The 22,513-nt window shown below is 63.3% G+C and carries 20 protein-coding genes; 8 read left to right on the top strand and 12 right to left on the bottom strand.

What is annotated here, in order from left to right; translation table 11 throughout:
• Positions 1–83: 83 nt before the first annotated feature.
• From ACFQX9_RS01080 to ACFQX9_RS01055, 6 genes are all read right to left on the bottom strand, one after another.
• Positions 84–854, bottom strand: coding sequence for a triacylglycerol lipase (locus ACFQX9_RS01080; protein WP_018457022.1), 771 nt, complete (start codon positions 852–854; stop codon positions 84–86).
• Positions 855–1,055: 201 nt separating this feature from the next.
• On the bottom strand, positions 1,056–2,342 hold the full coding sequence (locus tag ACFQX9_RS01075; protein WP_018457023.1) for a DUF445 domain-containing protein: 1,287 nt from the start codon (positions 2,340–2,342) through the stop codon (positions 1,056–1,058).
• Between the two features lie 165 nt (positions 2,343–2,507).
• Positions 2,508–2,963, bottom strand: coding sequence for a phasin (locus tag ACFQX9_RS01070; RefSeq protein WP_204510614.1), 456 nt, complete (start codon positions 2,961–2,963; stop codon positions 2,508–2,510).
• Positions 2,964–3,165: 202 nt separating this feature from the next.
• Positions 3,166–3,759, bottom strand: a complete 594-nt coding sequence (locus ACFQX9_RS01065) for a GNAT family N-acetyltransferase (protein WP_166517674.1) — start codon at positions 3,757–3,759, stop codon at positions 3,166–3,168.
• A complete protein-coding gene (locus ACFQX9_RS01060; protein WP_026233284.1) occupies positions 3,756–4,838 on the bottom strand; it encodes an alpha/beta hydrolase in 1,083 nt (360 codons plus the stop codon). The genes ACFQX9_RS01065 and ACFQX9_RS01060 overlap by 4 nt, the downstream gene beginning before the upstream one ends.
• Positions 4,835–5,218: a hypothetical protein gene (locus ACFQX9_RS01055; RefSeq protein WP_018457027.1), complete on the bottom strand. Its 384-nt coding sequence runs from the start codon at positions 5,216–5,218 to the stop codon at positions 4,835–4,837. Before ACFQX9_RS01055 ends, ACFQX9_RS01060 begins: the two co-directional genes overlap by 4 nt.
• A 170-nt stretch (positions 5,219–5,388) precedes the next feature.
• On the opposite strand from ACFQX9_RS01055, the gene ACFQX9_RS01050 reads away from it, so the two are divergent.
• Positions 5,389–6,303, top strand: coding sequence for an alpha/beta fold hydrolase (locus ACFQX9_RS01050; RefSeq protein WP_204510612.1), 915 nt, complete (start codon positions 5,389–5,391; stop codon positions 6,301–6,303).
• Positions 6,304–6,452: 149 nt separating this feature from the next.
• Positions 6,453–6,917, top strand: coding sequence for a nuclear transport factor 2 family protein (locus ACFQX9_RS01045; protein ID WP_204510611.1), 465 nt, complete (start codon positions 6,453–6,455; stop codon positions 6,915–6,917).
• A 29-nt stretch (positions 6,918–6,946) separates the two neighbouring features.
• Here ACFQX9_RS01045 and ACFQX9_RS01040 read toward each other — a convergent pair whose 3' ends face one another.
• Genes ACFQX9_RS01040 through ACFQX9_RS01015 form a run of 6 tightly spaced genes read right to left on the bottom strand, consistent with a single transcriptional unit; the run spans position 6,947 to position 14,591 of the window.
• Positions 6,947–7,621: a spermidine synthase gene (locus tag ACFQX9_RS01040; RefSeq protein ID WP_204510610.1), complete on the bottom strand. Its 675-nt coding sequence runs from the start codon at positions 7,619–7,621 to the stop codon at positions 6,947–6,949.
• A 30-nt stretch (positions 7,622–7,651) separates the two neighbouring features.
• On the bottom strand, positions 7,652–10,885 hold the full coding sequence (locus ACFQX9_RS01035; RefSeq protein ID WP_368508384.1) for a bifunctional cytochrome P450/NADPH--P450 reductase: 3,234 nt from the start codon (positions 10,883–10,885) through the stop codon (positions 7,652–7,654).
• 45 nt (positions 10,886–10,930) lie between these two features.
• Positions 10,931–11,926 (bottom strand): alpha/beta fold hydrolase, encoded by a 996-nt coding sequence (locus tag ACFQX9_RS01030; protein ID WP_085385882.1) that lies wholly within the window; start codon positions 11,924–11,926, stop codon positions 10,931–10,933.
• Positions 11,927–11,936: 10 nt separating this feature from the next.
• Positions 11,937–13,487 (bottom strand): wax ester/triacylglycerol synthase family O-acyltransferase, encoded by a 1,551-nt coding sequence (locus ACFQX9_RS01025; protein WP_085352151.1) that lies wholly within the window; start codon positions 13,485–13,487, stop codon positions 11,937–11,939.
• Between the two features lie 46 nt (positions 13,488–13,533).
• Entirely contained in the window at positions 13,534–14,334 is an 801-nt protein-coding gene (locus ACFQX9_RS01020; RefSeq protein ID WP_018457034.1) for a triacylglycerol lipase, read from the bottom strand.
• The gene (locus tag ACFQX9_RS01015; protein WP_007593837.1) at positions 14,334–14,591 is read right to left on the bottom strand and encodes a DUF6489 family protein; all 258 of its coding nucleotides are present in this window, start codon (positions 14,589–14,591) and stop codon (positions 14,334–14,336) included. Before ACFQX9_RS01015 ends, ACFQX9_RS01020 begins: the two co-directional genes overlap by 1 nt.
• 304 nt (positions 14,592–14,895) lie before the next feature.
• Between ACFQX9_RS01015 and ACFQX9_RS01010 the strand changes: the two genes are divergently transcribed.
• The 6 genes from ACFQX9_RS01010 (at position 14,896) to ACFQX9_RS00985 (ending at position 22,506) form a co-directional block, all read left to right on the top strand.
• The gene (locus ACFQX9_RS01010; RefSeq protein ID WP_085362291.1) at positions 14,896–16,491 is read left to right on the top strand and encodes an ABC transporter substrate-binding protein; all 1,596 of its coding nucleotides are present in this window, start codon (positions 14,896–14,898) and stop codon (positions 16,489–16,491) included.
• A gap of 104 nt (positions 16,492–16,595) precedes the next feature.
• Complete coding sequence (locus ACFQX9_RS01005) at positions 16,596–17,576, top strand: ABC transporter permease (RefSeq protein WP_085362290.1); 981 nt, start codon at positions 16,596–16,598, stop codon at positions 17,574–17,576.
• Between the two features lie 10 nt (positions 17,577–17,586).
• On the top strand, positions 17,587–18,558 hold the full coding sequence (locus tag ACFQX9_RS01000) for an ABC transporter permease (protein ID WP_018457036.1): 972 nt from the start codon (positions 17,587–17,589) through the stop codon (positions 18,556–18,558).
• Between the two features lie 88 nt (positions 18,559–18,646).
• Positions 18,647–19,633: an ABC transporter ATP-binding protein gene (locus tag ACFQX9_RS00995; protein ID WP_085352225.1), complete on the top strand. Its 987-nt coding sequence runs from the start codon at positions 18,647–18,649 to the stop codon at positions 19,631–19,633.
• Positions 19,630–20,619, top strand: coding sequence for an ABC transporter ATP-binding protein (locus tag ACFQX9_RS00990; protein WP_018457038.1), 990 nt, complete (start codon positions 19,630–19,632; stop codon positions 20,617–20,619). Before ACFQX9_RS00995 ends, ACFQX9_RS00990 begins: the two co-directional genes overlap by 4 nt.
• Before the next feature lie 81 nt (positions 20,620–20,700).
• Complete coding sequence (locus tag ACFQX9_RS00985; RefSeq protein WP_377786095.1) at positions 20,701–22,506, top strand: gamma-glutamyltransferase family protein; 1,806 nt, start codon at positions 20,701–20,703, stop codon at positions 22,504–22,506.
• The last annotated feature ends 7 nt before the right edge of the window (positions 22,507–22,513 follow it).

Genomic DNA, 22,513 nt, shown 5'->3' with positions numbered 1-22,513 from the left:
ATAGCGCGTTTGGTGCGGGCACGACAATGGACGGGTGCGACGCTCTTCTCCCTTGCCCCGTTCTTACGGAGAGAGGCAAAGAATTACCGATGCGGATCGGGATAGACCACGCTGCGCCAGCCGCTGCGGTCGAAGGGCCGCCAGCTGCCTTCCTTCTGCGCAAGGCGATCAGCCACCGCGAAGACAGCGGCGGGATGATGGCCCATGCCGCAATGGCTGCTCTCGATCTCGATGCTCTCGGTCTGCGCGCCCGTCTTCTCCATGCAGCCCTGCCAGGCGCAGACGCCGTCGGTGCGGCTGAAGATCGCCGTGGTCGGCACCGGCGGCGGAACGGCGAGATCGCCGCCGAACTGCGGGTCGACCTCGTTGGACTTCCGGCCGCTCGCCCATTCATAGACTCGCCAGGCATTGGTCGAATGCGGATCGCCGGCAAAGGGGCTGCCGAGCGTGATCACCTGGCGTACGCGGTCGGGCATCATCTTGGCGAGCTGGCGCGCATAGAGACCGCCGAGGCTCCAGCCGACCAGGCTGATCTTGCGGCCGTGCCTGTCGCTGAGCTCCTGAACCAGATCCACCATCGCGTGCTGCACGCCCTCGCGCAGGCCATAGTTGCGGCCTTGGCGCCAGCCGCTCACCGCATAGCCCTTGCCGGACAGAAAGGTGCGCAGTGCACGCGTGGACCCGTCGGAGGCCACGAGGCCCGGCAGAACCAGCACCGGATGCCCATCGCCGCGCGGCGCGAGGCTGAGCAGCGGCAGCGCGCCGAGGAAGGCGCCGAACTCGTGGATCGCTCGCCCTTCCAGGAACATCAGGGTGCGAGACGGCGGGCTCAGCGTCTGGGCAGTAGCGGTCATCAATGGTCCCCTTGGGAAAATTGCTGAAAAGGCCACCGGTTGTTTGCCGGCAGATGGGTATGGGATTCCAACACGCCGGCTTCTGGATCGTTCCGCAACGCAACATGAATCAGCTAGGCAGCGGGTTCCCGACATTCAAGCGGGAGACACCCCGGGCCACAATAGGCCCGCGCGTTAATGCTGACGTCCGTGACGCAAAAGTCACAACAATCGAAGCAGGAATTCTACGGAGTAAAGCGCAAGACCCGCGAGCCCCCCGATCAGCGAGCCGTTGAAGCGGATGTATTGCAGGTCGCGGCCAATGTTGATTTCGATCAGCGAAATCAGCTGCGCCATGTCCCACGACTTGACCTGGTCGGAGATGAAGGTCGAGACGCCGCTCTTCTGGTCCGCGACGAAACTGCGCAGCACCGCGACCAGCCCCTTGTTGATCTCGCCGCGCAGCTCGGCATCGCCCGCAAGCGCTTCGCCCGCCGCGACACACATTCCCGCGAGATGATGCTGCAGCACCTGCGTCTCGCCGCTTGCACTACGTTCGATGAAGGACCGCGTATTGGCCCAGACGGTGCGGGCGAGATCGGCAAGCTCGGGACGCGCGAGCAGATCGCGCTTCAAGCCGTCGATGCGGTCGATATAGGCCTGGTCGGTGCCGAGCCGGTCGACGAAGCTCAGCACCATGCGATCGAACTCGCCGCGAAAAGGATGTTTGGGATCGCTGCGCACTTCATTGAAGAACGCGGTGGCGGAGGCCACGATCTTGTTCACCAGAAACTTGTCGGCGCGATAGAGCCTGAGCAAGGTCGGCAATTCCGCGCGCACCTTCTCGCGGATGATCGCCATCGTCTCGGTCTGGTTCAGCGTCTCGTGCATCACGCGCAGAAGATCGTCGAACAGGATCTGGTGCCGCCCTTCCGCGACGAAGCCGCGCAACGTGCCGGCCGCGAGCGGCGCCAGATCGACGGCCTGGAGCTGCGAGGACATGCGGCGGATGATGAAGGTCATCAGACCGGAGCTCTCGGTCGCGGAGACAGCCTCCGGCAGCAGGCGCAGCGCAAAGCGCGCGAGGTCATCGCTGCGCTTGCGATCGCGCAGCCAGTCGGCGACGAAGGAGCCGAAATCGATCTCCTTCAGCTTGGCCTCGACGGGAGCGGCCTCGAGGAAATGCACCTGGATGAACTCGCCGAGCTTGTCGGCGATACGGGCCTGGTTGCTCTGGATGATCGCGGTGTGTGGGATCGGCAGGCCGAGTGGACGCTTGAACAGCGCGACCACCGCATACCAGTCGGCGAGCCCGCCGATGGTCGCGGCTTCGGCGAAGGCCGCGATGAATCCGAACACGGGATGTACGGGCAGCAGCCATTTCGCAACGACGAACAGGACAAGCGTCGAGCCCAGCACCAGCGTCGCCAGCGCTTTCACGCGGCGCAATTCGGCTGCGCGTTCGGCGTCGCCGGGAGTGTCGAAAGAGAAGGCGCCTGATGGAGTCATCACAGCATCACCCTATCCGTCATTGCGAACGAAGCGAAGCAATCCAGAGTCTTTCCAAGGAGGCAGACTGGATTGCTTCGCTTCGCTCGCAATGACGGCTACGGCGGAATAACAAAAGGCCCGCCGAAGCGGGCCTCAAATTCAGTTTTTACTCAGGGGGCCGTATCAGGCGGTCTTGTTGTAGACCTTGGCAAAATTGTCCTGAGCGGACTTCGCACCGTTAGCGGCGAGCTTGCCGAAATAGTCGGTGGTCGCCTTGGCGCGCGAGACGAACGCTTCGCCGCGGGCGCGGAGCAGGCCGGACTGGATCTCGACAGCTTCGCTGAACGACTTGGCGGACGCGAGCTTGTCGATGCCTGCGAAGAATGCCTCGGCGTCCTCGTAGATCGCCTGCTGGATGTTGCGGCTGATCTTGCCGGCTTCGGTGACGGTCTCGGTCACCGCGTTTTCGACGGCGGCGGTCACGCGCTCAGAGCCAGCGAACACCTCGGCAGCACGGTCCTTGGCAGTGTTGGCGGACTTCTTGACGAACTCGCGGGCGGCCTCGGGAACTTCCAGGTTCTGGATGTTCTTGAACGCGTCCTTGAAGCCTTCGAAAGCGGTGTTGGTTTCGGTGGTCATTGGGGGTCTCTCCATCCTCATTGGTTGAGCTATGGGCTCGCCCCGTCCGGTTTTGGCCCGGGGCACGGCTTATATGCCATAGTTAATTGTGCGATGCAATATCCATATTGCAGTGCGATATCACGAAACCGTGAATAGCCATGTTGAGAGGCATCTGGCGCCTCCCTGACCATCCGGGTTCCCGAACACCGTCCAGCGGTTCTCAATGCTGGACGGCGCCAAGCAGCCCATAGGCCTCCATCTGGGCCTGGACCTGCGCGATGTTGTGCCCGAGCACCACGATATCGTGGGTCTTGCCGTCGACGTCGCGAACATGGTCGCGCAGCAGTGCCTCGGCCTTGAAGCCAAGGCTCTCGAACAGCGTGATCGCCGCCTGCTGATCGACCGTCATTTGGACCGAGAGCTTCTCGAGGCCGGCCCCGAGCGCTAGGGCGAAGGTCTCCTGCGACAGCGTCCTTCCCACCCCCTTCCCGCGCACGTCGAGCGAAACCACCATTCGGATCTCGCCGACATGAGGCGACCAGGAGTGCGGATCGCGCACCAGCGTGCCGCAGCCGACGACCGTGCCGTCCCTGACCGCGAGCAGGCTCGTGATCGCGCCGCGCGCGATCTCCTTGACCCAGGCGGAGAGCACCTTCGGCTCACTGATGTTGCGCGGCAGGAACAACAGGTCGTGGGTCGGCAGGCCCTTGCCGAAGGCGAGCACCGCGGCTTCGTCCGCCGGGGACATCAGGCGGATCTCGATATCGCCCGCGTCCGTCTTCACATGGCGCGGATAGGAACGCTGCTCACTCATGTCGATCTCTTCCCCAGCCAGGAATCCAGTTTCGGCCACAGCCGCTTCACCGCATTGGCGCCGGCGACCAGCGAGACGTGACCGCCCTTCAGCATCACCTCCTCCTTGTCCTCCGATCCGATCTTGGCGATCAGGTGCTTTGCCGCCTCATACGGCACGATGTGGTCATGCTCGGCGACCGCATGCAGGAACGGCACCTTGATGTCCTCGAGCTTCGCCGCACGGCCGCCGACCGACATGGTGTCGTTGAACAGCTTGTTGTCCCACATCAGGTCCTTGGTGATGGTGCGGAAATATTCGCCGGCCAGCGGCAGCGTGTCGGTCGCCCAGCGGTCGAACATCCGGTAGGATTTGACGAACTCGTCGTTCCAGATGTTTTCCCAGAGCTGGATCTGGCTGACGGTGCGGGAGGCCGGGCGCAGCATCTCGAACGACGACAGGATCATCTCGGGCGGCACGTTGCCGACGCTGTCGACGAGGCGATCGACGTCGAAATAGCGACGGTCGGAGAAGTTCGAGAACAGCTTCATCTCGCGAAAGTCGATCGGCGTGGTGAAGCAGATCAAATTCTTCATCGGCCCATCCTTGTGGATCGAGCCGTAGAGCAGCGACAGCACGCCGCCGAAGCAATAGCCGATGACGGAGACGTCCTGTTCGCCGGAATCCTGCTGCACGCGGCGGATGCAGTCCGGGATGAAGTCGAGGACATAATCCTCCATGCGGAGGCTCTTCTCCTCCGGCCGTGGCGCGCTCCAGTCGAGCATGTAGACGTCGTAGCCGCGCTTCAACAGGAACTCGATGAAACTCTGGCCGGGCACGAGGTCGAGAATGTAACCGCGATTGGTGGTCGCCATCACGATCAAAATCGGAATTCGATAGATCTCGTCGGACATCGGTCGATAGTGGTAGAGGCTCATCGTGCCGCGTGAATGCAGCACGTCCTTCGGCGTCGACCCGAGCGTGGGGCCGGACGTCGAGAAATATTCGACGCCCTTGATGCTTCTCTGGATGGCGCGTTGCACCTCGGACTGGATGCGCTCCGGGATCCCTGCGAAGTCTAATCCGGCGGGTGCATTCATGTCTTCTCTCCGCCTTCAGACGGCGGGCGCTTGGTGCGCGGCGGGCGCAATGCAGTATCGGAGCCCTGAGAAATTCCGGAACTTGCCGCCATCTGGCTCAGCATCGACTTGATCTCACCGATCTGTCCTTCGATGGACTGTAGCCGTTCCGCAAGGCCGGTGACCTGGTCCCGGCTCGGCAGATTCATGGAGACCAGATATTTCTCCATGAGGTCGCCGAGCTGCTTCTGAGCACCTGCAGCAACGCCGCCGGCCCGGTTCACGGCTTGCGAAAACTCGGGCGACGACATGGCCTGATTGGCGAAGGAGTTGAACCCCTTCTCCATCTCGCCAACCATCTTCTGCCACATGGCAATGGGGTCGTTGCTTTTGTCGGTCATCGGCGTCCTCCTGAAAGCGAGAGCTTCGATGCCCTTCCTTTTTCGCCATACCACACCGTTGCGCGGTGCCGGTCAACCGGCAAGCAGCGGGTCCGGTGTCGCGGACGCGGCTTCATTGCGAGGGGAAACCGTGCGATACAGCATTAATCAAAAGCCGAGGGAACGCACCCGTGAACGCCTATCATCCGCCGCAAACCGTCCACGCCAACGGCATCGACATCTGTTACGAGACTTTCGGCAACGACAGTGCCGAGCCGCTGCTTCTGATCATGGGGTTAGGCGCCCAGATGATCCACTGGGACGATGCGTTCTGTGAGCAGCTCGCCGCGCACGGCTTTCGCGTCATCCGGTTCGACAATCGCGACATCGGCAAGTCGAGCCATCTCACAGGCGGCAAGCGTCTGACGCCGCTCGAGCTGTTGAAGCTCCGGTTTCTCAGGATTCCTGTGGCCGCAACCTACAAGCTGATCGACATGGCAAAAGACACTGTCGGGCTGATGGATGCGCTCGGCGTCAAGTCGGCGCACCTGGTCGGGGCGTCCATGGGCGGCATGATTGCGCAGGAAGTGACGTTGTCGTTTCCCGAGCGGGTGCGCTCGCTCACCTCGATCATGTCGACGACCGGCAATCCGCGCCTGCCGCCCCCGACACGCGAGGCCGCCGCGATGCTGATGGCGCCGCCGCCGCGCAGCAAGGAGGAGTTCATCGTCCGCTACGGCCAGACCTGGAACGTGTTGCGGGCCGGGTCCTTCCCGGAGGAAGAGGCGCTCGATCCCGGTCGTGCCGAGCGCGTGTTCGCGCGCGGGCTCAATCCGGCCGGTGTCGGCCGGCAGCTCCGCGCGGTGCTCGCCTCGGGTAGCCGCAAGGAGCGGCTGCATGGCGTCAAGACGCCGACACTCGTCATCCACGGCACCGTCGATCCGCTGGTCCGCCCCGAGGGCGGCAGGGACACGGCAGAGTCAATTCCGGGGGCCAAGCTGCTGATGATCGACGGCATGGGCCACGCGCTGCCGATGCGGTTCTGGCCGGACATCATCGACGCCATCGCCAAGCACGCCCATGGCGCGGAGGTGCAGGCGGCGTAGATTGACCGACGCAGACAGTCTCCTCACGGTGACCATGTGAGCTGCCGGTTACTCTCTTAACGCGTGCCGGTGCGAAAGCTATACAGGCCTCCTTCAATCGCTGAGAACCTCAATCGCCAACAAAGAGGCCGCGGCCTCTCGGAGTTCACATGCATCTCATCGTCCGGTCGGCCGCAATCGTCGCTGCTTCAGTCCTCACGCTGTCCCTCGCCAGCGGCGCCGCGATGGCGGGTGGCGCGCAAGAAGAAGCCAATCGCAAAACTGTCCTTGCGTTCTACGAGAAGGGGCTCAACCAAAAGGACGCCGATGCAGCCCTCGCCTATGTCGGCGACCGCTACGTCCAGCACAATCCAAACGCGGCCGATGGTCCGGACGGATTCCGAAAGTTCATTGGCTTCCTGCGCGAGAAATTCCCGAACTCGCACAGCGAGATCAAGCGCAGCTTCGTGGATGGCGACTACGTCATCCTGCACGTTCACGCGGTTCGCGAGCCCGGCAGCAGGGGCAATGCGATCGTCGACATCTTCAAGCTGGAGAACGGCAAGGTTGTCGAACACTGGGACGTCGTGCAACCGATCCCGGAAAATCCGGCGAACAACAACACGATGTTCTGACGGATCGAACCGGTTGCTGGGCAGGCGGCCTAGCTCTTCCTCGCCAGCCAGATCACGTGACGTGCGCCACCGCCTCTTCCGGTGGCGCGGATATTGACTTCGTTGACTTCGAATCCGGCGCTCCCGAGCCGCTTGGTGAAGGCCGGGTTGGGCCCCGAGGACCAGACCGCGAGCACGCCGCCCGTCCGCAGCGCCGTCTTCGCCGCCTTCAACCCACTCGCATTGTAGAGCGCATCATTGCCCTTCCGGGTCAGCCCTTCCGGCCCGTTATCGACGTCGAGGAGGATGGCATCGAATGCCGACCGCTGCGCCCGGATGATTTCGCCAACGTCGGTTTCCCGGATGCTCACCCTGACGTCATCGAGACTGTCACCGAACACCTGCGCCATCGGACCCCGCGCCCAGGCGACCACCGCCGGCACGAGCTCGGAGACAACGATCTTCGCCTTGCTTCCGAGCACGGTCAGCGCCGCACGCAGCGTAAAACCCATGCCCAGGCCCCCGATGAGGACGACAGGTTTTGCGACCGTCTCGATCTGCTTCGCCGCGAGCGTGGCGAGCGCGGCCTCCGAGCCCGACAGGCGGTTGTTCATCAGCTCGTTGGTGCCGAGCTTGATTGAGAACTCCTTGCCTCGCCGCATCAGGCGAAGCTCTTCATCGGAGCCGGGGATTTTGGCGGTATCGATCTTTTCCCAGGGAATCATGCGAGAGCTTTAGCACGTCCGGCTGCCGGGTTATCCACCCGCCCATACGTCCAGAACATACCGGTTCTTTGCACCCATCTCCTCGATCCAGCGGGCAGCCGTGGCGGCATCGCTGCCGCTCTTCTCGCGATGGATCGCGACCAGCGCCGCCTTCACGTCGGGCTCCATCTTGCTGCCGTCGCCACAGACATAGACGATCGCGCCCTGCTCGATCAGCGGCCAGATCTTGTCCTTCTGCGCAGCGAGGACGTGCTGCACATAGGTCTTTGGCCCCTCCGCGCGCGAGAACGCCGTGAACAGCTCGGTGATGCCGCTCGCCGCCAGCGCCTTCAGCTCGTCCGCGTAGAGAAAATCCTGATCGGGATGACGGCAGCCGAAAAACAGCATGGCCGGACCGAGCGCGGCGCCCTTGACCTTGCGCGCGGCGCGCTCCTGGAGGAAGCCGCGGAACGGCGCCAGTCCCGTGCCCGGGCCGATCATGACGATCGGCACGGATGGATCGTCCGGGAGCCGGAAGCCGGCCTTGGTCTCACGCACGATTGCATGGATAACGTCGCCCGCGCGTCGATTGGCGAGATAGTTCGAGCAGATACCCTTGTACGTGCCGCGGCCGGAGGCGGCCGGTCCTTCAACCACGCCGACCGTGACGCTGCAACGAACCGGGTCGACCGACGGCGAAGACGAGATCGAGTAATAGCGCGGCGCCAGCAGGGAGAGCATTTCCAGATAGACGTGGAACGGCAATTCACAGGCCGGATATTCGAGCAGCAGATCGAACACCGATTTTCGCCTCGCCAGAATCTCGGTGCGATAACGCTCGAGTGTTTCAGCCTCCTCGCCAACGAAGGCCAGCAGTTTTGGTTTCGTGACCGGACAACGCGTATGCTCGGTAATGATCTGAATCTGCTTCCGTGTCGCCACTTGCTGGAGCTCGACGAACTCGCTGAGCAGGCGGCCCACTGACACGGCATCGCCGACCGGCAATTGCGCGCGGCGGCCTTCGGCGACCTGAAGCCTGATCTGGTCGGCCGGCAGGAAGCCGAAGCGACGGGCAACCGAATCCACCAGCGTCGGATCGTTGCGCGGGACCACACTCAGATGATCGCCGACGCGGTACGTGATGTTGGACGGCAGCTGCACCTCGATGTGGCGCGTCGAGCGCTCCGACGGATTGGAACCGGCCTTGTTCTGAAGCTCGTCATTGACCAGCACCTTCATGGCCACCGCGCCGCCCTGGGCGACGATGGTGTTGACGGCGGTCACCGCGACCGGCTCGATCGCGTAGAGCGGATCATCCTCCGCGGTACGGGTGAAATTCCAGTCGATGCCGAATTCCTTGGTCGCGACCTGGGCGGCCGCCGGGAACCATTTCTGAAACTGGCCGTCGAGATCGCTGCGCGCATCGCCTTCGCCACGCGGATAGACCGCGCGCGCACCATGCGCCGATAATTGTTCATCGATGAAGCGCGGTACCGATTGATAGGTCGCGGCCCAGTCGCTGTTGCCGCAGCCGAACACGGCGTAGCGCACATCGGCAAACGCATCCTTCGGCAGCTCGTCGCCGAGCCATTTGACAAATTGTGTCGCATTGTCCGGCGGCGCGCCGTTATAGGAGGCGCAGATGATCAGGACGCCGCCCTCCCGCGGCAGCTTGCCGACGTAATCGTCGAGCGGCCCCAAATGCACGGCAAAGCCGTTGATCTCGGCAAGGTCGGCCATCCGCGTCGCCAGCTCTTCGGCGGTGCCGAGATTGGAGCCGTAAAGTACGAGCATCGGCGTGTTGTGGCCGGGGCGCGCGGTGGGCTGGCGCGGTGCCTTCGGCGCCGACGACACCGCTACAGGTCCACCATAGGCGCCGCGCTCGCGATCGGCGCGCGGACGGACCTTGATCTTGAAGCCTTCCGGCTTCATCGTGAGCGTTTCCTTCAGATGCATCTGGTAGCGCTGGTGGTCGACCAGCTTGAAGCGCTGGAGGATCATGCCGAGCGCGAGCGCGGCCTCGTGCATGGCGAAGCCGCGGCCGATGCAGGCGCGCTGGCCGTTGCCGAACGGCTTCCAGGCATTGATCGGCCGTTTGGCTTCCGCCTCCCGGCTGAAATTCTCCGGATCGAACGCATCCGGGTTGGGACCCCAGACAGAGGGATCGCGATGCAGCGCGGTCACCAGGATGGTGGTGAACGTGCCCTTCCTGAGCTTGTACTTGCCGCCGCCGATAGCCTCGTCGTTCAGTGGGGAGATGCCATAGGCCGGCGCCGGCGGCCATAGCCGCAGCGCCTCCTTGAGGATCTGCGTGATGTAAGTGAGCTGCGTGACCTGTTGATAGGTCGGACGCACGTCGACATTGGGACCGAGGACGCGGTCGACCTCGTCATAGGCTTTTTTGAGAATGTCGGGGTGCTTGAGCAACGCATAGAGCGCGCAGGACAACAGGCCGCTGGTGGTCTCGTGGCCTGCGATCAGGAACGTGTTGATCTGGTAGCGGATGTTGACGTCGTCGAGCTGCTCGCCGGTCGAGCGATCGACGCCCGTCATCATCGCCGCAAGCATATCCTTCTTGTCGTCGGTCGCCTCGCCTCCCTTGCGGCGCTCCGCAATGATCTCGTCGACCATCCTGTTCATGAAGTCGACATCTTCAGCCATGGTCTTGCGGCGCTTCTGCATCCAGAGCTGCTCGAACGGCAGGCCGCGCGTCATCATGATGGTTTCGAGCGAGCGCACCAGCGACTCGACGAAGGGGTGGTAATCGCGCCGGTAGAACGAATTGAAGCGGTAGTCGAAGCCGCACAGGCCGATCGTATCCAGCGTCAGCGCCGTCATGTCGTGGACGACGTCGATCTCGTCGTCGGCGTTGAGCCGTTCCCATTTGCCCACGAGCTGCTCCGCGATGTCGACCATGCTCGGGTGATAGGACTGCATGGCGCGGTTGCCGAAAGGCTGGAGCAGGATGTTGTGCGCCTTGCTCCAGTTCGGCTCCCTGGTGTCGGCCGTGAACAAGCCGTCGCCGCCGACCGCGCGCACCCGCCGCAGGGCACCGCGCACCGTCTTGTCGAAACGCTTCTCGTCGGAGAGCTCGTCGACGAGATCGTGGCCGGAGACGACCACGATCGGCGAGCCCATCATGTCGAGCCAGAAGATCGGCCCCAGCTCCTTGGCAAGCCGGGTCAGATGCTGCACCGGTGCGGCCGAATCCAGCGACAGCATGTTGCCGACCACCGGCTTGGTCGGCGGCTGCGGGATCGGGTCCAGACGGTTCTTCGATGACATTAAAAGTGCTTCCCCTGCCTCGGTATTCAACGCCGTCGTTGCGAGCTAGCCAAACCGCCTTCTACGCCATTCGATCAGCTTGGCGCTGACTTCCTCCGGCTTCTCCTGCTGCGTCCAATGGCCGCTGTCGCGGACCAGATATTTTTCCAGATCGGGGATCAGCTTGTCCATGCCATCGGCGGAAGACGGCGGCAACACCGCGTCGTTCTCGGCCATGATCATCAGCGACGGCACGCGCACCGTATGATCGAGCCCTTCGGCGCGCATCCAGTTGCGGGACATATTGCGGTACCAGTTGATGCCGCCGGTGAAGCCCGTCCTGGTGAAATTGTCCACGAACACCTTTTTCTCTTCGGGCGACAGGATCGGCGTGCGAGGATCGTGCTTCGCATCGTAGCCCGCGATCATCTGCGGAAATGCCAGGTTCAGTCGCGGGGAGGCACCGACACCCGCGACGACTTCCTCCGCCGGAGCATCTGCCGGGCGCGCTACGGGCTTGCGCATGAAGGCATCGAAGGTCTGCTCGACGCGACTGCCAAAGATCTTGTCGGGCTCACGCGCGGGATCCTGGAACTGCACGATATACATCTTTTCGCCGAAGCGCGCGCGCAGGAGCTCGATCGGATCGGCCCAGGCGCGGTTGGTATGAGGCGTATTGATGCCGACCACGCCGGCGACCCGGTCGATGTGCCGGAGTGGCATCTGCCAGACGATAAAACCGCCCCAGTCATGGCCGACGAAGATCGCCTTGTCGATCTGAAGATGGTCGAGCAGGCCGATCAGATCGCCGGTCAGGTGCTCGATGTCGTAGTCCTCGACCGGCTCTGGCCGGTCGGTCGCGCCGTAGCCGCGCTGGTCCGGCGCGATCACGCGGATGCCGGCCTCGCTCAGCGCCTTGATCTGGTGGCGCCAGGAAAATGCGAGTTCGGGCCAGCCATGGCACAGCACCATCGGCGGCTTGTCTGTAACCGGGCCCGCCTCGTAATAGCCCATGCGGATTCCGTTCGTCTGTACGAACTTGAGCGGTGGCATTTCAATCATCGGAACATTCCTACTCAGCGGCGCCCTTGATGTCCGCCGCGGGCGAAGCATAGGCAGCCTCGAGCGCGGCGAATTCTTCCGGCAGCATGTCGCACATCACCTGCACGTGCGGAATGATGTTGGCGCCGACGATGAAGCCGAAATCGAGCTGGTCGCGATAGCTCTGCACGGTGATGTTGAGCGCCTGTCCGTGCGTCGAGATCGATACCGGGAAGATGTGCAACAGCTCCGCGCCCGCGGCGTAGAGCGTCTGCCGCGGCCCCGGCACGTTGGACACCGTAATGTTCGCAGCCGGCGGCAACACATTCGACAAGTCGGAGCGGCTGTAGAGCAGCGCCATGATCTGCACGACAATCGGCGCGCCCAGCATCGAGATATTGGAGATCTGCGGCATCAGAGCCCGCAGCGGATGCGACATCTCCTTGGACTTGGTCGATTGCGCGATAATGGCTTCCAGGCGTGCCTTGGGATCGTCGATGTTGGTTGCGATCGAGCAGATCATGCCGAACACCTGGTTGTTGGCGTCGGTGTTGCCCTCCTCGCGCAGCGAGATCGGTACGGCAGCGGTCAAGGACTTCGCCGGCAACGTTCCATGTTGCTGCAGGTAGCGCCGGACCACCCCGGAAGCGAGCGCCAGCACGACGTCGTTGAGTTTGCCGCCGGCCTGCTTGGCCAGCGCCTTGGATCGCGACAGCGAAATCGAGACACCGGCGAAGCTGCGCTCGGACGAGATCGATTTGTTGAGCATGGTCGGCGGCGAGACCATGCTGGCGAGGCTCTCGCGCGATTTTGGATCGGATATCTTGCCGAGCACGTCCGAGACGCTCTTGACCATGGTTGGGATGTTGCCGGCAAAGCGCACCGCACTCTCGATCTGGTACATCGCATTGTCGAACAGGATCGAACCGATATCGCTCTTGCCGGTGCGTGGCAGCTGCAGATTCTTCGCGGCCGCCGATGCATCGAGCGGCTGGGTGAAAAGCTGCTGGTAGGAATCGACCAGGTTCGCTGCGATGTCGCGCGGCTCCTGCCCGGGCTTCGCTCCCGCGGTCGGCGGATCGACCTTCCGCGGGATCGGCGAGATGTCGTAGATCATGTTGGTCAGCGCCGCACCGGCGCCCCCGTCGATGGCGGCATGATGCATCTTGGAATAGAGCCCGACCTCGTTGTCCTTCATGCCCTCGAACACGTAGAACTCCCAGAGCGGGCGGGCACGGTTCAAGAGCTTGGCGTGCATCCAGCCCACGATGCGTTCGAGCGTAGCGCGGTCGCGCGGCTGCGGCAGGCTGGCGCGGAAGATGTGACGGTCAATGTCGAACTGATCGTCCTCGATCCAGGAGGGATGATCGATATCGAGCGGCGCCTTCTCCAGCCGCGCTTTGAGGATCGGCGCGATGTGCAGGCGCGAGACGATCATCGCCTTGAAATCTTCGAAGAAGTCGCCCTTGTAGTCGTCCGGCAGACGAAAGATCGCCATGCTCCCGACATGCATCGGCATTTCCGGCGTTTCCAGATAGAGAAACGACGCGTCCAGCGACGACAGCTTCTTACCGTCAGCCATAGTTCCCTCCCGAGTATTTGACGGGCGCCTTAGGCGGCGCTTCTCGTCAGGCCGATACTGCCTGTTCCGGCGGGGCATATGCAATGGCAAACGGCCCTGCCCTGTCAAATGGCCAGAACTCTCCCTCCGGTTGCGCAAGGCGGTCCGCCACGGCCCACAGCGCCGCGGGATTCACCCCAAGCCCGATATGGCTCGCCAGGTGCACCTCGATGTTCTCGGCACGGTCGGAGGGACGCAGCAGGCAGGTCCGCCAGTTCACAATCCCGTCGGCGCGCGAATAGATCGACGTCGCCGGCACCGGAAGATCGCCGGCGATCGCCACGCGCAGCTCGGCGAAATCCTCGACACGCTCGCCGGACATCATCTCGTAGAGCCGCGTCGCATTGGTCGCCCGTATGTCATTGGCAAAAGGGCTGCCGAGCGTGATGGCATTGCGGACCATGTCGGGCGCCTGGAGCGCGAGATCGCGCGCATAGACGCCGCCGAGACTCCATCCGACCAGGCTGACCTTGCGGCCGCTCGCAGCATGGATTTCGGCTAGACGGGCGCGCAACGAATCCCGCATCCGTCCGAACCCGCCGAAATTTCGGCCCATCCGCCAGGCATGTGCCTCATAGCCAAGCTCGCTGAGATAGCGCCGCATCGGCGCCATCGAGAGATCGCTGGCGAGGAAGCCAGGCAGCGCCAGCACCGGATGGCCGTCGCCTTTTGGCGCCCGCATCAGGACCGGCGACAGCAGCAGGCTGGCGTTGAGTTCGAGCAACCCACGGGCTTCGGCGAGCAGCAAAGCAAGGCCCGGCGGACGAAGCCGGCCTGAGGTCTGCGGCCCGTCCGGACCGGGCGGCATTATTTCTTCTTATCGCCGCTGCGCGTGCCGCCGAGGCCGGCCATGGTGACGAACATGTCCTGAAATCGCTCGGCAAGCTTTGGATCGAAGGTGAACCAGCTCTGGATCAGCGATTCCGGCGAGACCTTGTCGATGTTGCTCAGAACCTGCTGCTGCAGCTTGTCCATGACCGCCGTCTGCATTGGTGCCAGGTCGGGCAATCCGATGAACTGACGGGCTTCGAGGGGGGTACAGTCGATTTCGATGTTAACTTTCATGTCCCCTCCAGATGAGATTCGAGCGGCCTACTGCAGTATCGCCGCGAGGCGGTGTACAACGCAAGCGACCTGAAGCCGGTGGCGGCGCTCCGGCTTCCCCGATCGGCGGATATGGTCAATCAAAATCGGCCGCGGCCGCGCCCGTCCTCCCGTCATGCCGGTCAGCATTGCTGCACAGCGGTGCAACTTGGCGCGTTCCTTGCTGGAATGGCGCTTGCACGGGTCGAGAACTCTGGGCAACATGGTTCGATCAGCCCCGCCGAACAATCAAAAATGACGGTGCGGGCGAGTGGAGAGGTCAAGAATGTCAGTCGGACGAAGTCTGTTTGCGGCGACGCTCGCCAGTATGCTTGCGTTGGCGGTCTCGCCGGCGTCGAGCCAGACGCTGCGCTACGCCAACCAGGGCGATCTCAAGTCGCTTGATCCGTATTCGCTGAACGAGTCCACCACGCACGCTCATCTCGGTCACGTCTATCAAGGCCTCACCGCGCGCGACAAGGACCTGAAGATCATCCCGGCGCTGGCTGAGAGCTGGGAGACACCGGAGCCGACCCGCTGGCGCTTCCATTTGCGCAAGGGCGTCAAATTTCATAACGGCGACCCCTTCACCGCCGACGACGTGCTGTTCTCCGCCGATCGCGTCCGCAACAAGAACTCGAACATGCAGACCCGGCTGGCGCCCAACGTCAAGGTCGTCAAGGTCGACGACTACACAGTCGATTTCGTCCTGCCCTCGCCCAATCCCATCCTAAATTCGTCGTGGGATGTCTGGTACATCATGGACAAGAAATGGGCTGAGGAGAACAAAGCGGTCGAGCCGACGCCGGTGTCCGCGACCTCTCCGAGCTATGCCTCGCTTCACGAGAACGGCACCGGTCCCTTCATCATCGAAAGCCATCAGCCCGGTGTGAAGACCGTGTTCAAGGCCAATCCCAACTACTGGGGCAAGATGGAAGGTAACCTGAAGGAGATTATCTTCACCCCGATCTCGTCCGATGCCACCCGCGTCGCCGCGCTGCTCTCGGGTGAAGTGGACGTGATCGAGCCGGTGCCGATCCAGGACATCTCCCGCGTCGATGCGAGCCCGAATGCCCAGGTGCTGAAGGCCCCTGAGTTGCGCACCATCTTCATCGGATTCGATCAGACGCGTGACGAGCTGCTCTACTCCAACATCAAGGGCAAGAACCCGTTCAAGGATGTCAAGGTCCGCGAAGCCTTCTACAAAGCCATCGACATCGAGCTGATCAAGACGCGGGTGATGCGCGGGCTGTCCACGCCCTCGGCGCTGATGATCGCTCCGGAATTGTTCGTGCTGTCCAAGGAGTTCACCCGGCCGAAGTTCGATCCAGATGGTGCCAAGAAGCTCCTGGCCGAGGCCGGGTACCCCGAAGGCTTCGAGGTCACCATGGATTGCCCGAACGATCGGTACGTCAACGACGCGGCGATCTGCCAGGCCGTCGTGGGCATGCTTGCCCGCATCGGCGTCAAGATCAATCTGCTGGCGCAGCCCAAGGCGCAATACTTCGCCAAGGTGTTGAAGCAGGGCGGCTATCAGACCTCGTTCTACATGCTGGGCTGGACGCCGAGCACGATGGACTCCCATAACGTGCTCTACGACATCATGGGCTGTCGCGACGATGCAAAATCATCGCGCGGCGAGGCCAATCTCGGCGGCTATTGCAACAAGGAATTCGACGCCATCACCGACAAGGTGCTGGTCGAAACCGAGACCACAAAGCGCAACCAGCTGATCAAGCAAGCGTATGAGATCAGCATCAAGGACTGGGCTTATATTCCGCTGCACCAGCAGGCGCTGGCCTGGGGCGTATCGAAAAAGGTCAACCTGCCGCAGCGCGCCGACAATCTGGTCATGTTCCACTGGGCGACCAAGAAGGAATAGCGTCAGTTGAACACAAGGTCCCGGCAGCGTCAGGCTACCGGGACCTTTCCTTTTTCGGCTGACAAAGACGTCGGCCAGACGCACACTCAAGGAAAGTGGAAGGCATGCTCGCTTTCACTCTTCGCCGGGCCGTTCAGGCCATCGGCGTCATGTTCGCCGTCGGCATCATCGCGTTCTCGATGTTCCGCTTCGCCGGCGACCCCATCAACCAGATCGTCTCGCTTGATACGCCGGCGGCCGAACGCGCCGCCGTGCGCAAGTCGCTGGGCCTCGATGATCCCGTGCCGGTGCAGTTCGTGCGCTATTTCGCCGATGCGGCGCAATTCAAGTTCGGCGTCTCCTATCAGTTCCGCCAGCCGGTCTCGACGCTGTTGATGGAGCGTATGCCGGCAACGCTGGAACTTGCGATCTGCGCGACCGTATTTGCAATGATCTCCGGCATCCTGATGGGCGTCTATTCGGCGCTCAGGCGCGACACCCTGCTCGCCAAATTATTCCAGGCGGTTTCGCTGATTGGCATCTCGCTGCCGACTTTCCTGATCGGCATCCTTCTGATCTACCTGTTCGCAGTGACGTTGGGCTGGTTGCCCTCGTTCGGCCGGGGCGAAGTCGTCAAGCTGGGTTGGTGGACCACGGGCCTGCTCACATTGTCGGGCCTGAAGGCGCTGATCATGCCCTCGATCACGCTCGGCCTGTTCCAGATGACCCTGATCATGCGACTGGTGCGCGCGGAGATGCTGGAAGTGCTTCGGACAGATTATATCCGCTTTGCCCGCGCCCGCGGGCTGACAACCCGTGCCATTCATTTCGGCCACGCGCTGAAGAACACGCTGATTCCGGTGATCACGGTAGCCGGCCTGCAGTTTGGCTCGGTTATTGCATTTTCGATCATCACCGAAACCGTGTTCCAATGGCCCGGCATGGGACTTCTGTTCGTACAGGCCGTGCAAAACGTCGATATCCCGATTATGGCCGCCTACTTGCTGATGGTCTCACTGATTTTCGTCACCATCAATCTGGTGGTCGACATCCTCTACACCGTCGTCGATCCGCGCCTGCGCGCGACCGTCGGCCGCGCCACATAAGGCAGCCTGTATGTCCGAAGTGGTCGCCTCTCATCCCGACAAGCCGAGCACGCTGCCGACGCATGCCGCCCGCAGCTGGTTCAGTCGCGCACTCAACAGCGACATCTTCTATTCGTTTCGCCGATCCAAGCTGACCATGGTGGCGGCAGTCATTACCGTGCTGTTCTTCCTGCTCGCGATCTTTGCCTCCGCGCTCGCGGTGCAGGACCCGTTCGATCCGGCACAGCTCCAATTGATGAATTCCCGGATCTCACCGCTCTGGACCGCCGAGGGGCAGAGCCCGTTCCTGCTCGGCACCGACGAGCAGGGCCGCGACGTGTTCTCCGCCATTCTCTACGGGCTGCGCATCTCGCTCGCCGTCGGCGTGGCCGGCGTGATCTTCGCCGGCGCGCTCGGCATCGCGCTTGGCCTGGTCGCCGGCTATTTCGGGGGCGCGGTGGACGGCGTGATCATGCGGATCGCCGACGTGCAACTCACTTTTCCCGCCATCCTGATCGCGCTGCTGGTCAACGGCATCGCCAAATCGATCCTCGGCAACCGGCTGGATGCAACCAGCATGCTGGTGGTGCTGGTGATCTCGATTGGCCTGAGTTTCTGGGTCGGGTATGCCCGCACGGTGCGCGGTTCCGTGATGGTCGAGAAGAACAAGGATTACGTGGCGGCCGCGCAATTGATCGGCCTTCCCGCACCAAAGATCATGTTCCGCCATGTGCTGCCAAACACGATGGGTCCGATCCTGGTCATCGCCACGATCAACCTTGCGCTCGCCATCATCACCGAGGCAACGCTGTCCTTCCTTGGCGTCGGCCTGCCCGACACAATGCCCTCGCTCGGCACGTTGATCCGCATCGGCAACAACTACCTGTTCGCGGGCGAATGGTGGATTGTGGCCTTCCCTGGTATCGCGCTCGCTGCCCTGATCCTGTCGATCAACCTGCTCGGCGACTGGCTGCGCGACGCGCTCAACCCGAAGCTCCGATGAACAACATTTCGATGAGCAAGACTCGGATGAGCGAGACTTGGATGAGCATGATTCGGATGAGCAAAACCTGGATGAGAGCGTCTCGCTCATGACCGACCCCATCCTCTCCGTGCGTAATCTTCAGGTCGAGTTCGCCTCCCGCCGCGGCACGCTACGCGCCATCGATGGCGTCTCCTTCGACATCGCCAAGGGCGAGGTACTCGGCGTGGTCGGCGAATCCGGCGCCGGCAAGTCCGTCACGGGCTTGGCTGTGATCGGCCTGATCGATCCGCCGGGCCGCATCGCCGGCGGCGAGATTCGCCTTGCGGGCCTGCGCATCGACAATTTGCCGGCAGAGGAGCTGCGCCGTATCCGGGGAAAACGGATCGGCATGATCTTCCAGGACCCCCTCACCTCGCTCAATCCGCTCTACCGCGTCGGCGACCAGCTTATCGAGACGATCAGAACGCATCTGAACCTGTCCGAGACCGCCGCCCGCCGCCGAGCCATCGACCTGCTCGCCGAAGTTGGAATCCCGGCTCCGGAAAAGCGCATCGACGGCTATCCGCACGAATTCTCCGGTGGCATGCGCCAGCGCGTGGTGATTGCGCTCGCGATCTGCGCCGAACCGGAGCTGATCATCGCCGACGAGCCGACCACCGCGCTCGACGTTTCCGTGCAGGCGCAGATCATCTCGCTGATCAAGCGTCTCGGCCGCGATCACGGCACTGCGGTGATGCTGGTGACCCACGACATGGGCGTGATCGCCGAGACCTCCGACCGGGTCGCGGTGATGTATGCCGGCCGCGTCGCCGAGATCGGTCCGGTGCAGGACGTGGTCAGGAACCCGCTGCACCCCTACGCCAAGGGCCTGATGGGAGCGATCCCGACGCTTGCCGGCGACGACAAGCGTCTGGTGCAGATCCCCGGCTCCATGCCGCGCCTGTCGGCGATCCCGCGCGGCTGTTCGTTCAATCCGCGCTGCGCATTCGCATTCGACCGATGCCGCGTGGAGAGGCCGGAGCCGCTGCCGCGCGGCACGCAAGCCGTCGCCTGCCATCTCTATGACGGCGTGCCGGCGGAGAGCGCGGCATGAGCGCTCCCTTCATCCAGGCCACGAATCTGCGCCGCGTCTTCGACGTCTCGAAACCCTGGCTCAACCGCATGCTCGAAGGCGGGCAGCTCGAATATCTCAAGGCCGTCGATGGCGTCACCTTCGACATCAGGAAGGGCGAGACCTTTGCACTGGTCGGCGAATCCGGCTCGGGCAAGACCACGGTGGCGCGGATGGTCGTCGGCTTGCTGCCGCCAAGCTCCGGCAACGTCTTGATCGACGGCATCTCAATGACCGATCCGCGGCAGGCCCAGGCGCGGCGGAAACTGCGCCGCCGCATCCAGATGATCTTTCAGGATCCCTATGCGAGCCTGAACCCACGCTTCCGAGTCGACGCCATCATCTCCGAGCCAATCCGCGCGTTCGACCTGATCGAGGGCGAGCGCGACATCCAGGCGCGGGTCGGAGAGCTTCTCACCCTCGTCGGCCTGCATCCCGACGACAGGTTGAAATTTCCGCACGAATTCTCGGGCGGCCAGCGTCAGCGCATCGCGATCGCGCGCGCGCTCGCCTCCGACGCGGAGTTTATCGTCTGCGACGAGCCGACCTCCGCGCTTGACGTCTCCGTGCAGGCGCAGATCCTGAACCTGATGCGCGACCTCCAGGACAAGTTCGGCTTGACCTACATGTTCATCAGCCACAACCTCGCCGTCGTCCGCCACATGGCGAGCCGCGTCGGTGTGATGTATCTCGGCCGCATCGTCGAGATCGCGGAAGGCCGCGAGCTGTTTGCCCATCCGCGCATGCCCTATACCAAGATGCTGCTTGGCGCCGTGCCTGATCTTGCCATGAGCGGCCGCCAGCGCATCCCCGTGAAGGGCGAGATCCCGAACCCGATCAACCCGCCGTCCGGGTGCGCCTTTAATCCGCGCTGCCCGCTGGCGTTCGATCTCTGCCGTAGGGAAGCACCTGAATTGATCGACGGCGTCGCCTGCCACGCGGTCAACACCGCGCCGGTACCGGCGTGACGCGCGCGTGCCATGCAGCCTGCGCATTTGGCGGCGGCCTGGCCCTGTGATCAATTGCGCGCGCCGCAAATGAGGTAGTCCATGGCCAGCATCGTCAATCCCGATCCCTTCACGACACGCCCCGAGATCGAAGGCACCTTCGGGGTCGTTGCGACCACGCACTGGATCGCGACCGCTATCGGGATGGCCATTCTGGAAAAGGGCGGCAATGCCTTTGACGCCGGCGTCGCCACCGCTTTCACGCTCCAGGTGGTCGAGCCGCATCTGAACGGCCCCGGCGGCGACGTTCCGATCATCGTGCACGACGTGAAGCGCGGCCGCACCGAGGTGATCTGCGGCCAGGGCCCGGCACCGGCCCGCGCCACCATCGCGCATTACAAGAGCGAAGGCCTCGACATGGTGCCCGGCACCGGCCTGCTCGCGGCCTGCGTCCCCGGCACCTTCGAATCCTGGATGATGCTGCTCCGTGACTACGGCACGATGCGCGTGCGCGATGTGCTGGAGCCCGCGATCTCCTATGCGCGCGACGGCTATGCGCTGGTCGAGCGCGCCTGCGCCACGATCCAGACCGTCGAGCAATTATTCCGCACGCACTGGCCGACATCGGCCGCCGTCTATCTCCCGAACGGCGAAGTGCCAAAGCCCGGCACGCTCTTCACCAACAAGACACTTGCGGCGACCTATGCGCGAATCCTGAGCGAGGCCGAAAGCGGCGGCGGCGGCCGCGATGCCGAGATCGAGCGCGCACGCAAGGCTTGGTCGCAGGGCTTCGTCGCGGAAGCCATCGACAAATTCTGCCGGACGCAGGACGTGATGGACGTCAGCGGCTCGCCGCATCGCGGTGTGCTGTCGGCCGACGACATGGCGCGCTGGCAGCCGACGGTCGAGGCTCCGCTCACCTACGATTATGGCCGCTACACGGTCTGCAAGGCCGGGGTCTGGAGCCAGGGTCCCGTGACGCTGCAGCAACTCGCGCTGCTGAAGGGCTTTGCCCTCGATGGGCTCGATCCGACCGGACCGGAGTTCATCCATCTCCAGATCGAATGCGCAAAACTCGCCTTTGCCGATCGCGAAAAATTCTACGGCGACCCCAAGTTCAGCGAAATCCCGATCGCAACGCTGCTGTCAGATGCCTATAACGACGAACGTCGTAAGTTGGTTACCGAGAAAGCTTCGCTCGATCTCCGGCCCGGCACGGTCGAGGGCCTTGGCGGCGTGGTCAAGCTGCGCCGAGCTGAGGGCCAGCGCGAGGCCGTCGGCGCGCTCGGCGCCGGCGAGCCAACCGTGGGGCGCTTCGGCGAGGTGCGCGGCGACACCGTGCATTTCGACATCATTGACAAGGTCGGCAACATGGTGTCCTCGACGCCGTCGGGAGGCTGGCTGCAATCCTCGCCTGTCATTCCCGAGCTGGGTTTCTGCCTCGGCAGCCGCGCACAAATGTTCGATTTGGAGGAGAACCAACCGAGCTCGCTCGCGCCGGGCAAACGGCCCCGCACCACGCTGTCGCCGACCATGGCACTGCGCGACGGCGAGCCTTATCTCGCCTGGGGCTCGCCCGGCGGCGACCAGCAGGACCAGTGGATCACGCAGTTTTTCCTCCGACACGTCCACTGCAATCTCAATCTCCAGGAATCGATCGACGCGCCGGCCTGGCATTCCGAGCATTTCCCGATCTCGTTCTGGCCCCGCACCGCGCGCCCCGGCGTGCTCGTGATCGAGAACCGCGTGCCGAAGGCGACGATCGAGAACCTGCGTGAGCGCGGACATATCGTCGAGGTCGGTCCGGACTGGTCCGAAGGCCGCCTCACCGCGGCCTCGCGCGTCGGTCCGCGCCGCCGCGCCGCCGCCAATCCGCGCGGCATGCAGGGCTACGCCGCAGGACGCTAAAGGCAGC

It is taken from the genome of Bradyrhizobium sp. GCM10028915 (genome assembly GCF_042666195.1).
Lineage (GTDB): Bacteria > Pseudomonadota > Alphaproteobacteria > Rhizobiales > Xanthobacteraceae > Bradyrhizobium > Bradyrhizobium canariense_D.
The sequence above is the reverse complement of the archived record's forward strand: the minus strand, read 5'-3'. Positions and strand labels throughout refer to the sequence as shown.

Bases quoted from the DNA above. Each gene is read 5' to 3' on its own strand.
- ACFQX9_RS01080 (WP_018457022.1), bottom strand. From the start codon at position 854: ATGACCGCTACTGCCCAGACGCTGAGCCCGCCGTCTCGCACCCTGATG.
- ACFQX9_RS01040 (WP_204510610.1), bottom strand. From the start codon at position 7,621: ATGATTCCCTGGGAAAAGATCGATACCGCCAAAATCCCCGGCTCCGAT.
- ACFQX9_RS01005 (WP_085362290.1), top strand. From the start codon at position 16,596: ATGCTCGCTTTCACTCTTCGCCGGGCCGTTCAGGCCATCGGCGTCATG.
- ACFQX9_RS01015 (WP_007593837.1), bottom strand. From the start codon at position 14,591: ATGAAAGTTAACATCGAAATCGACTGTACCCCCCTCGAAGCCCGTCAG.
- ACFQX9_RS01025 (WP_085352151.1), bottom strand. From the start codon at position 13,487: ATGGCTGACGGTAAGAAGCTGTCGTCGCTGGACGCGTCGTTTCTCTAT.
- ACFQX9_RS01065 (WP_166517674.1), bottom strand. From the start codon at position 3,759: ATGAGTGAGCAGCGTTCCTATCCGCGCCATGTGAAGACGGACGCGGGC.
- ACFQX9_RS00985 (WP_377786095.1), top strand. From the start codon at position 20,701: ATGGCCAGCATCGTCAATCCCGATCCCTTCACGACACGCCCCGAGATC.
- ACFQX9_RS00995 (WP_085352225.1), top strand. From the start codon at position 18,647: ATGACCGACCCCATCCTCTCCGTGCGTAATCTTCAGGTCGAGTTCGCC.
- ACFQX9_RS01000 (WP_018457036.1), top strand. From the start codon at position 17,587: ATGTCCGAAGTGGTCGCCTCTCATCCCGACAAGCCGAGCACGCTGCCG.
- ACFQX9_RS01075 (WP_018457023.1), bottom strand. From the start codon at position 2,342: ATGACTCCATCAGGCGCCTTCTCTTTCGACACTCCCGGCGACGCCGAA.
- ACFQX9_RS00990 (WP_018457038.1), top strand. From the start codon at position 19,630: ATGAGCGCTCCCTTCATCCAGGCCACGAATCTGCGCCGCGTCTTCGAC.
- ACFQX9_RS01055 (WP_018457027.1), bottom strand. From the start codon at position 5,218: ATGACCGACAAAAGCAACGACCCCATTGCCATGTGGCAGAAGATGGTT.
- ACFQX9_RS01020 (WP_018457034.1), bottom strand. From the start codon at position 14,334: ATGCCGCCCGGTCCGGACGGGCCGCAGACCTCAGGCCGGCTTCGTCCG.
- ACFQX9_RS01030 (WP_085385882.1), bottom strand. From the start codon at position 11,926: ATGATTGAAATGCCACCGCTCAAGTTCGTACAGACGAACGGAATCCGC.
- ACFQX9_RS01070 (WP_204510614.1), bottom strand. From the start codon at position 2,963: ATGACCACCGAAACCAACACCGCTTTCGAAGGCTTCAAGGACGCGTTC.
- ACFQX9_RS01060 (WP_026233284.1), bottom strand. From the start codon at position 4,838: ATGAATGCACCCGCCGGATTAGACTTCGCAGGGATCCCGGAGCGCATC.
- ACFQX9_RS01010 (WP_085362291.1), top strand. From the start codon at position 14,896: ATGTCAGTCGGACGAAGTCTGTTTGCGGCGACGCTCGCCAGTATGCTT.
- ACFQX9_RS01035 (WP_368508384.1), bottom strand. From the start codon at position 10,885: ATGTCATCGAAGAACCGTCTGGACCCGATCCCGCAGCCGCCGACCAAG.
- ACFQX9_RS01045 (WP_204510611.1), top strand. From the start codon at position 6,453: ATGCATCTCATCGTCCGGTCGGCCGCAATCGTCGCTGCTTCAGTCCTC.